The 14202-nt window shown below is 38.5% G+C and carries 12 protein-coding genes; 6 read left to right on the top strand and 6 right to left on the bottom strand.

Annotated elements, in window-relative coordinates; translation table 11 throughout:
* Window positions 1-11: 11 nt before the first annotated feature.
* From artJ to LG402_RS06440, 4 genes are all read right to left on the bottom strand, one after another.
* Window positions 12-746, bottom strand: a complete 735-nt coding sequence (gene artJ / locus LG402_RS06425; protein WP_023581291.1) for an arginine ABC transporter substrate-binding protein — start codon at window positions 744-746, stop codon at window positions 12-14.
* Window positions 747-760: 14 nt separating this feature from the next.
* Entirely contained in the window at window positions 761-1489 is a 729-nt protein-coding gene (gene artP, locus LG402_RS06430) for an arginine ABC transporter ATP-binding protein ArtP (protein ID WP_166539657.1), read from the bottom strand.
* A gap of 112 nt (window positions 1490-1601) precedes the next feature.
* Complete coding sequence (locus LG402_RS06435; RefSeq protein WP_166539656.1) at window positions 1602-3059, bottom strand: DUF2867 domain-containing protein; 1458 nt, start codon at window positions 3057-3059, stop codon at window positions 1602-1604.
* 52 nt (window positions 3060-3111) lie between these two features.
* The gene (locus LG402_RS06440) at window positions 3112-4014 is read right to left on the bottom strand and encodes a lysine exporter LysO family protein (RefSeq protein WP_072062825.1); all 903 of its coding nucleotides are present in this window, start codon (window positions 4012-4014) and stop codon (window positions 3112-3114) included.
* 337 nt (window positions 4015-4351) lie between these two features.
* On the opposite strand from LG402_RS06440, the gene LG402_RS06445 reads away from it, so the two are divergent.
* The 4 genes from LG402_RS06445 to macB all read left to right on the top strand — a co-directional run bounded on the left by LG402_RS06445 (window position 4352) and on the right by macB (window position 10504).
* The gene (locus LG402_RS06445; protein ID WP_166539655.1) at window positions 4352-6028 is read left to right on the top strand and encodes an ATP-dependent nuclease; all 1677 of its coding nucleotides are present in this window, start codon (window positions 4352-4354) and stop codon (window positions 6026-6028) included.
* A 233-nt stretch (window positions 6029-6261) separates the two neighbouring features.
* A protein-coding gene (locus tag LG402_RS06450; RefSeq protein WP_227335837.1) for an IS3 family transposase occupies window positions 6262-7472 on the top strand; the annotation gives its coding sequence in 2 pieces (ribosomal slippage) (window positions 6262-6604 and window positions 6604-7472; 1212 coding nt in all).
* Window positions 7473-7511: 39 nt separating this feature from the next.
* The gene (gene macA / locus LG402_RS06455; RefSeq protein WP_227336944.1) at window positions 7512-8558 is read left to right on the top strand and encodes a macrolide transporter subunit MacA; all 1047 of its coding nucleotides are present in this window, start codon (window positions 7512-7514) and stop codon (window positions 8556-8558) included.
* On the top strand, window positions 8558-10504 hold the full coding sequence (gene macB, locus LG402_RS06460) for a macrolide ABC transporter ATP-binding protein/permease MacB (RefSeq protein ID WP_227336636.1): 1947 nt from the start codon (window positions 8558-8560) through the stop codon (window positions 10502-10504). Before macA ends, macB begins: the two co-directional genes overlap by 1 nt.
* A gap of 135 nt (window positions 10505-10639) precedes the next feature.
* Here macB and cspD read toward each other — a convergent pair whose 3' ends face one another.
* On the bottom strand, window positions 10640-10849 hold the full coding sequence (cspD, locus tag LG402_RS06465; protein WP_072062820.1) for a cold shock domain-containing protein CspD: 210 nt from the start codon (window positions 10847-10849) through the stop codon (window positions 10640-10642).
* A 288-nt stretch (window positions 10850-11137) separates the two neighbouring features.
* Here cspD and clpS point away from each other — a divergent pair, with 288 nt between their 5' ends.
* Window positions 11138-11452, top strand: a complete 315-nt coding sequence (clpS, locus tag LG402_RS06470) for an ATP-dependent Clp protease adapter ClpS (RefSeq protein WP_036938154.1) — start codon at window positions 11138-11140, stop codon at window positions 11450-11452.
* A gap of 30 nt (window positions 11453-11482) precedes the next feature.
* The gene (clpA, locus tag LG402_RS06475) at window positions 11483-13774 is read left to right on the top strand and encodes an ATP-dependent Clp protease ATP-binding subunit ClpA (RefSeq protein ID WP_166539652.1); all 2292 of its coding nucleotides are present in this window, start codon (window positions 11483-11485) and stop codon (window positions 13772-13774) included.
* 123 nt (window positions 13775-13897) lie between these two features.
* Here the strand turns inward: clpA and infA are convergent, their stop codons facing one another.
* A complete protein-coding gene (gene infA, locus LG402_RS06480; protein ID WP_004244560.1) occupies window positions 13898-14116 on the bottom strand; it encodes a translation initiation factor IF-1 in 219 nt (72 codons plus the stop codon).
* Window positions 14117-14202 lie beyond the last annotated feature (86 nt).

The following is a 14202-nucleotide window of genomic DNA, read 5'->3' on the forward strand; positions in this document are numbered from 1 at the left end:
AGCTATTATTGTTATTCAAACCATTTTTTATAAATGACATCATAAGTGCCATCAGCTTTTACTTCAGCTAATGCTTTGTTTAATTTATCTTGTAAATCAGCATTGCCTTTTCTTACTGCGATCGCAAGGCCAGTACCAAAATAGTTAGGATCTGCAACTTTATCGCCTACAATACCTAATTCAGGATTTTTTTTCAGCCATTCATTTACAACTGCAGTGTCACCAAAGATAGCTTCAATACGACCATTTTTAAGATCTAATACTGCATTTTGGTAACTGTCATAAGGAACAGTTTTCATTTCTTTGTGTTGCTCATTGATGAATTTCTGATGGGTAGTCCCATTCTGTACACCAATTTGTTTACCTTTTAAGCTAGCAACATCAGAGATTTTACCTGTTACTGTAATAAATACAGCGGAGTTATCATAGTAAGAATCCGTAAAATCAACTTGTTTTTGACGCTCAGGGGTAATATCAATACCTGCCATTAATGCTTCAAAACGACGGAATTTCAGACTAGGAATTAAGCTATCAAAAGACTGATTGGTAAAGGTACAATCCGCATTAATTTTTGCACACATTGCATTGGCGAGATCAACATCAAATCCTACAATTTGGTTATTCGCATCAATCATTTCAAATGGCGGATATGTTGCTTCAGTGGCAAAACGGATTGTCTCTTTCTCAGCCGCAGTTGCAGAAAGTGTAATACTGGTCAGAAGTGCTGCAAATAATATTTTTTTCATTGTCTGATCCCGATTTAGTGTGACAAGTAATTAGCAAAAGCTTCCGTTTGTGGAGCAGTGAAACGATAGTTATCACCTTGCTCTATAATACGGCCGTTTTCCATATATACAACTTTGCTCGCGGCTTTGCGTGCAATTTCAACTTCATGGGTCACAATCACTTGTGTAATACCCGTTTCAGAAAGCTCTTTAATAATATCAACAACTTGAGCTGTAATTTCAGGATCTAATGCCGCTGTCGGTTCATCAAATAAGAGAACTTGAGGCTCCATCATTAATGCTCTTGCAATGGCAACACGTTGTTGCTGTCCACCCGATAAATGTAGTGGGAAGCGTCCTGCATAATCACTTAAACGTAAACGTTCAAGTAACTTCATTGCTTTTTCTTTAGCCTGCGGTTTTGATAAACCTAATACACGACAAGGTGCTTCAATTAAATTATCAAGAACCGTCAGGTGCGGCCATAAATTATATTGTTGAAATACCATGCCCACATTTTGGCGTAATGAACGAATTGCCTTTGCGTTAGGCTGTTGGTTAAAGTCAAAATGTAGACCTGCAATTTCTAATTCGCCTGAACGTGGCAATTCTAATAAATTAAGAACTCTCATTAGTGAGCTCTTACCTGCACCACTTGGTCCTAATAGAACCATTGTTTCACCAGCAGAGCATTCCAGATTAATATCATAGAGTGCTTGGTGCGAACCGTAGAAACAATTTATGTTTTTTAATTGAATACTCATGCGTTTTTTCTGAATAGTCATTAACTGGTTCAAATAATAAAACGGTAAGAATAATTATGCAACTAAAACTGCATAATAAAGTGGTTTTTTTACGTAAAAATGGGTAATTCAGCTATTTTTTTTCACTCTTAGGTGAATTTTTATCCAGTTCATAAGCGTTATTACTTATGGTTTTAGCCATGCCTTTGAAAATAAATAAATGCGCAGGCATCATCGCAAACCAATAAAGTAATCCACTAAAACCGGCAGGGTGCCACCAAGCACGAACATCGATTGAACGAAGATTACCACTATCATGGATAGTAAAAGAAAGGCGACCTAAACCGGGAGCTTTCATTCCAAATAATAAGGTTAGTTGTTTTTCTGGCTCTAGTTTGATCACTCGCCAACCATCAATCATATCGCCAAGTTCTAATGTTTCTCTAGAAGGGCGTCCGTAAGTCACTTTATTTCCGACCATATCATCCATAATGGCGCGGGTTTTCCATAGCGCATTACCATAAAAATAGCCTTGTTCTCCACCGATTTGTTGCACAGTATGCCAAAGGGATGCCGCGCTTGCCGGTGTAGATACTGTACAACCTGCATTTTTAGGGTAATAACCATAACCCGGTTTCCAGCGATTACGAACAGCAGGAGAGTAACCCCAATCTTGGTTATCTAAAGCCGCTTCTTCATCAGCGAGTGTTTCTTTTACTGCATCATCAAATTTAATTAGGGATTGAGGAATAAGTTTACGTAATGGCTCATCGTTGGCAGGAAGATCATATTTAAGCCCTTGGATCAGCTCTTTGGCAATAGAGGTTGGCACAGACGTTATCATACTGATAAAGCCCGCAGAAATAAGACTGCCCGGCATAGGTAGCGGGATCAGCACTCGTTTTTTACCTGAGATTTTAATAAAGCGCTCAAAAAGGGTCTGATAGCTAATATATTCGGGGCCACCAGCATCAAAAATACGATGTTGATGTGTGGGATGATGGATAATTTCTGTTAAATAGTGAATTAAGTTTTTTAAGGCAATAGGGGACGATTTTGAACGAACCCAGCGCGGAGGCGTAAGAATAGGGAGGTTATAAACCATATCACGCATAATTTCAAAGGCGGCAGAGCCAGGGCCGACAATCATTGAGGTACGAATTTCAGTTACAGGGATCGCGCTTGTTCTTAATACCTCACCCGTGAGTTTTCGGGCAATGAGATGAGGTGAATATTGCTGATCTTCATGTTGTAAGGCACTTAAAAAAATAATTTGTTTAACTTCTGTGCCTTCTAATGCTTCCACAACATTAATTGCCGCTTTACGCTCTTGCTCAACTAAATTATGTGCATCGCCCATGCTGTGAACAAGATAGTACACAATATCAGTATCATGCATGATTTTGTTTAAGGTTTCTGGATTGTGTAAATCCACAAAAATACAGCGTGTATTTTCCCAACCTTGAGACATCATCCAGTCAACTCTGCGCGCTCCCGCAGTGACTTGATGACCTTGTTTTATCAGAGCTGGAATAAGATTTTGACCAATATGGCCACTTGCACCAAGTACTAATACACGCTGTTGATTCATTGTTAATCCACTGTAAAAAGAGAACGTTATTGTTCTATTGTTACTGATTTTTCTATGAAGTAAAGAAAGCCATTAATATTGGAGTGATTAAACTTAACACGAATCCGTGCACAATGGCTGCAGGCACAATGGCAACACCACCACTTCTTTGTAAAACAGGTAACGTAAAGTCCATGGAAGTTGAACCACAAATCCCTAATGCCGTGTTTCTATAACGATTAACAATGATAGGAATAAGCATAATTGCCGCTAATTCACGCATTAAGTCATTGAAAAACGCAGTACTACCAATAACAGGGCCAAATGCATCGGTAAGTACAATCCCAGATAAAGAGTACCAACCATATCCAGATGCAATGGCTAATCCCATTTTCATCGGTAATCCTAGTAAATAAGCAGCTAAAGCACCACCTGCAAGCGCACTCACCCCCATGACGACAGCAACGGTTGTTCCTCTGCGGTTAATTAAAATTTGCTTTGGGCTCATTCCGCTATTACGCAATTGTAATCCTACTAGCCACAGCAAGAAGATAAGCGCACCTTGGCTGGCATGAGATGCATAATGAAAAATTGACCAACCCGTTAAGCCTACAAAAAAACCGACAACAACCACACCGCATAATTGCAGCGATTCAAGTACCATTTTTATGCGTGATGGTGGCTTAGATTGCTTATGTGCAGGGACATGCCAAGGATCTTTTTTATCCAATAGCCATAAAAATAGTAAATTTGCCCCAAAGGTACATAAAAAGAAAACGCTGGCATAAGCAAGAATAGAGACTAAATTTTCACCAATATTATCTAACATGGCTAAACTGACGCCCATTAGAAATAGGATAACGTAAACCATCGCACTAAGTAGGCGATTTGCCAGATGAAGTAATGGGCGATTGTTTAATTTAATCAAATACCCTACAAAAAGCGGAAGTAGGATAATCAATAACCCTGATAACATTTCTATTCCTTACTGAGCGCACTCAAATTATAAAATAAACTAATAACGTTGTCTGCATTATAACATTTACTTATGTTGTTGTGGATACAGAAGCTAAGATAAATCTAAAATTTTTATTGAAGCCATGAGCCTAACATGTTTACCGATAAGTGGCTTTAATTGTTTGAAAAGCGAACGATTTGGGTATATATCGAATAGTTGAGTAAATTTTATTACGACACTCTTTAACTGTGATTTAATGAAAATATTCATTAAGTGAGATTATTGGCAGATTAAGCATAAAATTAAGATAGGAAGAATAAAAAACATAGCTTAGTCGTAACTAACGAGGGAATTTATGTATTTAGAAAGAGTGGAAATAGTTGGATTCCGTGGACTTAATCGTCTTTCATTACCTCTTGATATGAATACAGTCTTAGTGGGTGAAAATGCGTGGGGTAAAAGCTCATTACTTGATGCGTTAACACTCAGCTTGGGTATTGAAACCTATCAATATGCATTTACACCTGATGATTTCCATCGTCTGCCGAATGAGCCGGAAGAAAATAGTAAAAAAACGCTACAAATTATTCTGACATTTACTGAATCACGCCCTGGACGACATCGTTCTTATCGTTTTCACAAAATAGCGCCTGTATGGGTTGCAAATGGTGATGAACTAAAACATATCTATTACCGCATCAGTGCTGAATTAGATGAACAAAAAAATGTAAAAACATTCCGCTATTTTCTGGATAAAGAAGGAAAGCAAATTCGCTTACCTAATGGACAAACTCAAGAAATTATTGCAGAGATTGTTAGGCTTTATCCTGTTCTTCGCTTGCAAGATGCGCGTTTTGTTCGTGATCTTACCTCTGACGTTATCGATCCTCATAATAACCCTCATCGAGAAGCGTTTAATAATAAAATGAGTGAGTTAACCAAGGCATTAGTTAAAAATCCAGACGAGTTGTCAGATGAGGATTTACGTGAAGGGCTAGATGCCATGCAACAGCTACTAGGGCACTATTTTGCTGATCATGGTTCATTGTTGTTTAAATCACATGCTCGTCATCGTAAAGTCAATGAGCCTCATGTACGTGGCTGGCACGCATTAGAAAATATTAATAAGGTGTTGGCAAAACCGAATCAACGAAGCATTCGATTAATTATCCTAGGAATGTTCTCCTCTATATTACAGTCTCGAGGTAGCGTTGCATTAGATCCTTATGCAAGGCCTATCGTTATTGTAGAAAACCCTGAAACACGTTTACATCCTATTATGCTTTCGGTGGCTTGGGGATTACTTAATCTTTTTTCACTACAACGTATAACAACGACTAATTCAGGTGAGTTACTTTCATTAGCACCATTAGAAAGTGTGTGTCGTTTAGTACGTGATACTGACAAAGTAGCTGCTTATCGTGTTGGTAATCAGCAATTACATTCAGATGAAGAACGACGTATTTCATTTCATATTCGTTATAACAGGCCGTCTGCACTTTTTGCTCGTTGCTGGTTATTAGTTGAAGGTGAAACAGAAATTTGGTTAATGAACGAGTTGGCAAGACAATGTAATTATTTCTTTGAAGCCGAAGGAATAAAAGTTATTGAATTTGCACAATGTGGACTTAAGCCATTATTAAAGTATGCAACGTATATGGGAATAGAATGGCATACCTTAGTGGATGGTGATGAAGCGGGTAAGAAATATGCCGCAACCGTTAAAGATTTTGCATCAAAAAGCAATGATGCGGAGCGTGATAGATTAACAAAACTCCCCGCCTTAGATATGGAACATTTTTTATACAAAGAAGGCTTTCGCAATGTGTATCATGATGTTGCAGGTGTACCTGATAATGAAAAATGGCCAACTCGACGTGTGATTATTAAAGCTATCCAACGCTCATCAAAACCAGATCTCGCACTAACGGTAGCTAACAATGCTGCTCAACGAGGAGTAGACTCCATCCCCTCCATACTGAAAAGTATGTTTTCTCGTGTTGCATGGCTTGCTAGAGGCAAAGCAAATTAGGCCGTTATAGCAAGAAAGATAAACGCACGGGATCAATGTAAATTCTATTTAGCGATGAAGATGAATATCATCGCTAAAGTTTCTTATGGTTTATTAAATTGTTATGTTTAGGAAGGATATTGTATGGCTTTTTTATCTTTAAAAAAGCGCGGGAAAGTGCTCACCCTTATTTTAATTGCGTGACCCGTCCTAAATAAGGTTGACACTTTTCCAATCTGAAATTGGAGAATGTAATGAAACCAATCACTAAACGGACTCAACGCGATTATTCTCTCGCTTTTAAATTACAGCTTGTTGACCAAGTTGAAAAAGGCGAAATAACCTATAAACAAGCCCAAGATCACTATGGTATACAAGGATGCTCTACTGTTTTAGTTTGGCTTCGTAAGCATGGTAGGTTAGATTGGTCAAACGGTACCCCTGATACTTTTTATAGAGGTTCAGCTATGACCCAATCTTCTAAACAACAAACGCCGGAACAACGCATTAAGATCCTTGAAAAGGAACTTGAAGAAGCTCGGCTTAAATCCGATTTTTTCGAAGCTGTGGTTAAAGTCATGGATAGAGACTTTGGAGTTCGTTTGTCAAAAAAGCGCAAAGCCGAGTTATTAAAGAAAAAACGGTTAAAAACCTCACCGTAACAATTGCTTGCCGTTTTATGCAGATCAGCCGACAGGCTTATTACAAGAGGCTGGATAGAACTGAGGAACGAAAGAAAGCAGATTCGGCCATTATTGATGTTGTTAAATCTGAACGAGTCTTACAACCTCGACTGGGTGGGCGTAAATTACATTTTATTTTAAAGCAAAAACAGATGGTTATTGGTCGTGATCGGCTATTTTCTTTATTGAAAGAACATCAGTTACTGGTGCCTAATAAACGGGCTTATCATCGAACAACCTTAAGCCATCATCGTTTTCATCGGCATCCTAATTTAATTAAGTCAGGGTTTATCCCCACACAACCAGAACAGCTTTGGGTGGCAGATATTACCTATTTATCGACGCATGAAGGTGATACTTATTTAAGTTTAATTACGGATGCGTATTCACGAAAAATCGTGGGATATCATTTAGATAACAATATGAAAACAAGTTCAGTGAAGAAATCGTTGGTTCAGGCGTTAAAAAAACGGACTTCGACAACTTCGTTAATCCATCATTCAGATCGAGGGATACAGTATTGTTCTTCGGAATATCAGGAGATACATAAAGAGCATAATATTCAATGTTCTATGACTGATGGGTATGATTGTTATCAAAATGCCTTAGCAGAACGAATTAATGGAATATTAAAAATGGAGTATCTACTGATAAAACCGAGTAATCTAGAACAAGCAAGAAAATTAGTAGAAGAATCAATTCAACTCTATAATGAAAAACGGCCACACTTATCGTTAAACTATAAAACGCCCGATGAAGTACATCGAGCGTTTTATGCCTGAAAAGTTGTCAACCTATATCAGGACTAGTCAGCGGTTGCTATTGTTGCCTATTTTTTTTGGCCGAAAGAAAATGTACCGTCATATCAAACACAAATCATTACGCGAGGTGAGCTGTCAAAAGAAGTGACAGCAACGGGTAAACTTGATGCTGTGCGTAAAGTTGATGTAGGTGCGCAAGTCAGTGGCCAATTACAAACTTTGTTTGTGAAAGAAGGCGATGCGGTTAAAAAGGGAGATTTGTTAGCGATTATTGATCCTAAAAAAGCGCAAAACGAAGTCACTGAATCTCAAGAAACCAACAATGAGCTTAGAGCAAATCTTCAACAGGCTCAGGCCGAATTACGTTTAGCGCAACTTACATATCAACGTCAGTTAAAGCTGATTGGTACACATGCCATTGCACAAGATGAGCTTGATCGTACTAAAACTGATGTTGATGTTAAAAAAGCACGTATTATCACCTATGAAGCGCAGATTAAAAAGAATCAAGCGACCTTAGATACAGCAAAAACTAACCTTCAATATACACGTATCACTGCGCCTATGGATGGCATTGTGACGTTTATTAAAACTCTAGAAGGTCAAACCGTCATTGCGGCACAAGAAGCACCAACGATTTTAACTTTAGCAGATTTAGATACGATGCTAGTAAAGGCGGAAGTATCTGAAGCAGATGTGATTTATTTAAAACCTGATCTTAATGCTTCTTTTACAGTGCTAGGCGCGCCAGATAAAGCTTTTAGTGGCAAGTTAAAAGATATTCTGCCAACGCCTGAAAAAATTAATGATGCTATTTTTTACTATGCCCGTTTCGAAGTGCCTAATGAACAACATTTACTACGTTTACAAATGACCGCGCAAGTTAAAATTCTTATCGAAAATAAGAAAGATGTACTCCTCGTACCGCTTTCTGTCTTAGGTGAAGATGCGGGTATTAATGAATATTATGTTGATGTTTTAGTTGATGGTCAGCCAGAAAAACGCACAGTAAAAATAGGTATGCGTACTGATGTTTATGCTGAAGTCCTCAGCGGATTAAAAGAGAACGATGAGGTTATTCTGGGTGAAACTTCAGGAGATGCATAATGCCGGCATTATTAGAACTCAATGAGGTTAGTCGCGTATATAGCAATGGTGAAGAAGAAACCGTTGTTCTCAATAAAGTCTCATTAACGATTAATGCGGGTGAAATGGTCGCGATTATGGGAGCGTCCGGCTCTGGTAAATCGACCTTAATGAATATCTTAGGATGTTTGGATAAGCCAAGTAGCGGTGAATATAAAGTTGCAGGTCAAAGTGTTGCACAAATGGAAGGTGATCAACTTGCTGCATTACGTCGCGAACACTTTGGGTTTATTTTTCAACGTTATCATTTAATGGCACACTTAAGTGCAGAGCAGAATGTTGAAATTCCAGCCATCTATGCAGATAAAAATGCCACTCAACGTAAAGAAAGGGCACGTGAATTATTAACTCGTTTAGGATTAGGCGAGCGTGTTGATTATCGACCTAATCAACTTTCTGGTGGCCAGCAACAACGTGTAAGTATTGCGCGAGCGTTGATGAATGGTGGTGAGGTTATTCTTGCTGATGAGCCAACTGGTGCATTAGACAGTCATTCTGGTAAAGAAGTAATGGCTATTTTGAAGCAATTAAATGAACAAGGGCATACAGTTATTATCGTAACGCATGACCCTTTAATTGCAGAACAAGCCGAGCGAATTATCGAAATAAAAGACGGTAAGATTATTAGTGATAACCGTCATCAAACAACGACACATAAAGTTAAAAAAGAAACGACACCTGTTTTAACTTCCTCTTATTTGGGACAAATTGTAGGGCGCTTTACTCAAGCGCTAGAAATGGCTTGGCGTGCCATGGTTGTCAATAAAGTACGTACATTATTGACAATGCTCGGCATTATTATAGGAATTGCTTCTGTCGTGACGATTATTGTCATTGGTGATGCTGCAAAAAGTATGGTGCTTTCTGATATAAAAGCCATTGGTTCGAATACCATCGATATTTATCCAGGGAAAGATTTCGGTAGTGATTCCCCTGAAGACAGACAATCATTAACGCTACAAGATGTTTTTGCTTTAAAACAGCAATCTTATGTGCAAGCGGTCACACCACAAGTGCAATTTAGCACGCGATTACGCCGTGGAAACCAAGATTCTCCAGCCTCGGTTGCGGGTGTGAGTGAAGATTATTTTATTGTATATGCCATGAAGTTTTCGCAAGGTCACTCATTTACCCAAGATATGATCCAACGACAAGCTCAGGTTGTTGTAATTGACGAAAATACTCGTCATCGATTTTTCCCAACTAAGAAAGATGTGATTGGTGAGCAAATTATTATTCGCAATATTCCTTCTACGATTGTCGGAGTTATTGCAGATAAAAAATCAGCTTTTGGTAATGGGCAGTCATTACGTGTTTGGGTGCCTTATAGTACGTTAAATAGTCGTATTTTAAATCGCTCATATCTTGACAGCATTACGGTAAGAGCAATAGACGGTTATGATGCCAGTGTAGCTGAGCAACAAATGATCCGTTTGCTTACTATCAGACATGGTAAAAAAGATATTTTCACTTATAACCTTGATAGTTTTATTAAAGCGGCTGAGAGCACCACGCAAACAATGCAATTATTTCTTACACTTGTCGCAGTTATTTCATTAGTGGTTGGTGGCATTGGTGTTATGAATATTATGCTGGTTTCTGTGACTGAAAGAACGCGAGAAATTGGTATTAGAATGGCGGTTGGTGCGAGGGCGAGTGACGTGATGCAACAATTTCTCATTGAATCTGTTCTGGTTTGTTTAGTAGGGGGTGTGTTAGGAATTGCTCTTTCGTTTAGTATTGCAATGATTGCAAGCGTAATGTTACCGGATTGGCATTTTGTATTCCAACCTATTGCATTAATCAGTGCTTTCATTTGTTCAACTGCTATTGGGGTTATTTTCGGATTTTTACCGGCAAGGAGTGCTGCAAAAATGAATCCCATTGATGCATTAGCCAGAGAATAATTCAAACAATAAGATAAAGGCCCTTAAGTATATTAAGGGCTTTTATTTGAATGAATAAGGTATCTTTCTGACTGAAAATACCCGACTTCATTGGGTAAAAGGTATTATCAGGTTTATCTATACTGTGCGTATCTTCTATTCAATGATAGGAATGATAAGGTCAGCATGGTCACCTTTAGGCCCTTTTATCGTGCTATAATTAACTTTCTGCCCCGCTTTAAGTGTGCGGTAGCCTTCCATTCTAATTGTTGAATAGTGGGCAAAAATATCCTCGCCACCTTTTTCTGGGGTAATAAAACCAAAGCCCTTAGCGTTATTGAACCACTTTACTGTACCTGTCTCCATACTTAGCTTCTCTCATATACTTGTATTTATTTGTTTAACATCACTTTCAGTATATTTACTGAGCTGTTCATAAAACATACTCTATTTTATTGTTTCAGTCGTCAAGAGGTGGAAGGGACAGAAAGTGTTTCAATAAGGTGAAATTTTGATGTAGCTAACGCTTTGTTATTTTTTGGATGTAAAAAGAGGGAATAAAAAAGCGTTGATAGGCAGACTTTCCTGTGAGATGGTAAACTAAATGTCATAATTGAAAGTGACGTTTAACAAAACTATGAGTAATGCAAAACAATGGGTCAGTTTGATTTTTTAACAGAAACCACGTTAAGGGATGATGTTCATCAGGTAAATGAGCCACCAGCAATGTATAAGGTGATCTTGAATAATGATGATTACACCCCCATGGATTTTGTTGTAGAAGTGCTTACGATGTATTTTTTTCTCAGTGAGGAAAAAGCAACACAAATTATGCTGGACGTTCATCATAAAGGGAAAGGAGTTTGTGGGGTTTATAGTGCGGATATTGCTGAAACGAAAGTGGCACAAGTTAATCTGTATGCAAGAGAAAACGAATACCCACTTTTATGTACTCTTGAACAAGCATGATCCGGTTAGTCTTTTAAGGAGGAGGTGCTTATGCTTAATCACGAATTAGAGCTGAGTCTTAATGTTGCATTCGCGAAAGCCCGTGATAACAGACACGAATTTATGACTGTAGAGCACCTGTTGTTGGCGCTATTAAGTAATAAATCGGCACGCGAAGCATTGGAAGCTTGTAAAGTCGATCTGGCAGTCTTACGCGAAGAACTTGAAGTCTTTATTCGTAAAACAACCCCTATTTTGCCTGAAAATGTAGACAGAGAAACACAACCAACGCTGAGTTTTCAGCGTGTATTACAGCGTGCTGTTTTTCATGTTCAATCATCAGGCAAAAATGAAGTCTCTGGCGCTAATGTGCTGGTGGCTATTTTTAGTGAACAAGAATCTCACGCAGCTTACTTATTACGTAAACATGACGTTAGTCGCCTTGATGTTGTGAATTTTATTTCTCATGGTATTTCAAAAGAAGATCAACAAAACGAAGATCTTTCTGACATGAATGATATGAACGCACAATCTCAGCAAGAGATGCCTCAAGGTGACGATCATATGGATAATTTTACAACTAACCTTAATCAGTTAGCACGCCAAGGTAAAATAGATCCTTTGATTGGGCGTCAAGCTGAATTAGAACGAACCATTCAAGTATTATGTCGTCGTCGCAAAAATAACCCATTATTAGTAGGTGAATCAGGCGTCGGTAAAACGGCAATTGCAGAAGGGCTTGCATGGCGTATTGAGCAAGATGATGTTCCTGACGTTATGAAAGGCTACACTATTTACTCACTAGATATTGGTTCGCTATTAGCGGGAACGAAATATCGTGGTGATTTCGAAAAACGTTTTAAAGCGTTACTTAAAACCCTTGAAAAAGATGAGAAAAGCATCTTATTTATTGATGAGATCCACACCATTATTGGTGCAGGTGCTGCATCAGGTGGGCAGGTAGATGCGGCAAACTTAATCAAACCTCTGTTATCAGGTGGGCGAATTCGAGTTATAGGTTCTACGACTTATCAAGAATTTAGTAATATTTTTGAAAAAGACAGAGCGCTTGCGCGTCGTTTCCAAAAAATTGATATAACAGAACCTTCAGCTGATGAAACCGTTTTAATCATCAAAGGGTTGCGTCAGAAATATGAAGCGCACCACGATGTACGTTATACCAATAAAGCGATTCAGGCCGCGGTGGATTTATCCGTTAAATACATTACAGATAGACATCTACCAGATAAAGCCATTGATGTTATTGATGAAGCGGGTGCAAAAACACGTTTAATTGCACCAAGTAAACGCAAAAAAACGATCAATGTTTCTGATATTGAATCAGTAGTTGCTAAAATTGCACGTATCCCTGAAAAAACGGTATCTAGTAGTGATAAATCGATACTGAAAAATCTCGATAACCAATTAAAAATGTTGGTATTTGGTCAAGATCCTGCAATTCATGCATTATCTGAAGCCATTAAAATGAGTCGAGCAGGCTTAGGCCAAGATAACAAACCAGTAGGTTCATTCTTATTTGCTGGCCCAACTGGGGTAGGTAAAACAGAAGTTACTGTACAATTAGCGAAAGCGTTGAATGTTAAATTACTGCGCTTTGATATGTCTGAATATATGGAACGACATACTGTTAGCCGTTTAATTGGTGCGCCTCCTGGTTATGTTGGTTTTGATCAAGGCGGATTATTAACCGATGCAGTAATCAAAAATCCGTATTCTGTTGTATTGCTTGATGAAATTGAAAAAGCACATCCAGATGTGTTCAATATTCTGCTACAAGTCATGGATAACGGCACATTAACAGATAACAATGGCCGCAAAGCCGATTTCCGTAATGTTATTTTAGTAATGACGACTAATGCGGGTGTGCGTGAAACGCAGCGTAAGTCGATTGGATTTACAGAGCAAGATAATAGCACCGATGCTATGGCGGAAATTAAAAAAGCGTTCTCACCTGAATTCCGTAACCGTTTAGATAACATTATTTGGTTTAATGCGTTATCACCTGAAATTATCTCTATGGTAGTGGATAAATTTATTGTTGAGCTACAAGTACAGCTAGATGATAAAGGGGTATCGCTAGAAGTTAGTCAAGAAGCACGCCAATGGTTGTGTGATAAAGGCTATGATAAAGCGATGGGCGCAAGACCGATGGCGCGTGTGATCCAAGAAAATCTGAAAAAACCATTAGCTAACGAAATTTTATTTGGATCTCTTGTTAATGGTGGTTCAGTTTCTGTCATATTAGATAAACTAGCAGGTAAGTTAAGCTACGAGTTTGTCAGTCAAGAAAAGCTGGCTAAGAACGAAGATACCGTTATCTAAGGATAGCGGTTAACTTACTAAGCCATAAAAGCATACACCACAGGTGAGCATCAATAAATGCCTTGCCTGTGGTGTTTTTTTTTCACCCGTTATATAACAATAACGGGTGAGAACAGATTGGGATCAACGGCTACGGAAGATGATACGGCCTTTGCTCAGGTCATATGGGGTCAGCTCAACGGTAACCTTGTCGCCTGTCAGGATACGAATATAGTTTTTACGCATTTTTCCTGAGATATGAGCGGTAACGACGTGTCCGTTTTCTAATTCTACGCGGAACATCGTGTTTGGCAGAGTATCCAGTACAGTGCCTTGCATTTCAATGTTGTCTTCTTTGGCCATCTAATCCTCTAAGTTTTAATAACCATATTTTTCAAACGGCAAGATAATGCCGAAAATATTGTCCTATGTAAAGGAATGTTATCGGA

It is taken from the genome of Proteus sp. NMG38-2 (assembly GCF_020640995.1).
Taxonomy (GTDB): domain Bacteria; phylum Pseudomonadota; class Gammaproteobacteria; order Enterobacterales; family Enterobacteriaceae; genus Proteus.

What these genes read in the sequence shown, in the direction of transcription:
- artJ (WP_023581291.1), bottom strand. Translation starts at nt 746, where the DNA reads ATGAAAAAAATATTATTTGCAGCACTTCTGACCAGTATTACACTTTCT.
- artP (WP_166539657.1), bottom strand. Translation starts at nt 1,489, where the DNA reads ATGAGTATTCAATTAAAAAACATAAATTGTTTCTACGGTTCGCACCAA.
- LG402_RS06435 (WP_166539656.1), bottom strand. Translation starts at nt 3,059, where the DNA reads ATGAATCAACAGCGTGTATTAGTACTTGGTGCAAGTGGCCATATTGGT.
- LG402_RS06440 (WP_072062825.1), bottom strand. Translation starts at nt 4,014, where the DNA reads ATGTTATCAGGGTTATTGATTATCCTACTTCCGCTTTTTGTAGGGTAT.
- LG402_RS06445 (WP_166539655.1), top strand. Translation starts at nt 4,352, where the DNA reads ATGTATTTAGAAAGAGTGGAAATAGTTGGATTCCGTGGACTTAATCGT.
- macB (WP_227336636.1), top strand. Translation starts at nt 8,558, where the DNA reads ATGCCGGCATTATTAGAACTCAATGAGGTTAGTCGCGTATATAGCAAT.
- cspD (WP_072062820.1), bottom strand. Translation starts at nt 10,849, where the DNA reads ATGGAGACAGGTACAGTAAAGTGGTTCAATAACGCTAAGGGCTTTGGT.
- clpS (WP_036938154.1), top strand. Translation starts at nt 11,138, where the DNA reads ATGGGTCAGTTTGATTTTTTAACAGAAACCACGTTAAGGGATGATGTT.
- clpA (WP_166539652.1), top strand. Translation starts at nt 11,483, where the DNA reads ATGCTTAATCACGAATTAGAGCTGAGTCTTAATGTTGCATTCGCGAAA.
- infA (WP_004244560.1), bottom strand. Translation starts at nt 14,116, where the DNA reads ATGGCCAAAGAAGACAACATTGAAATGCAAGGCACTGTACTGGATACT.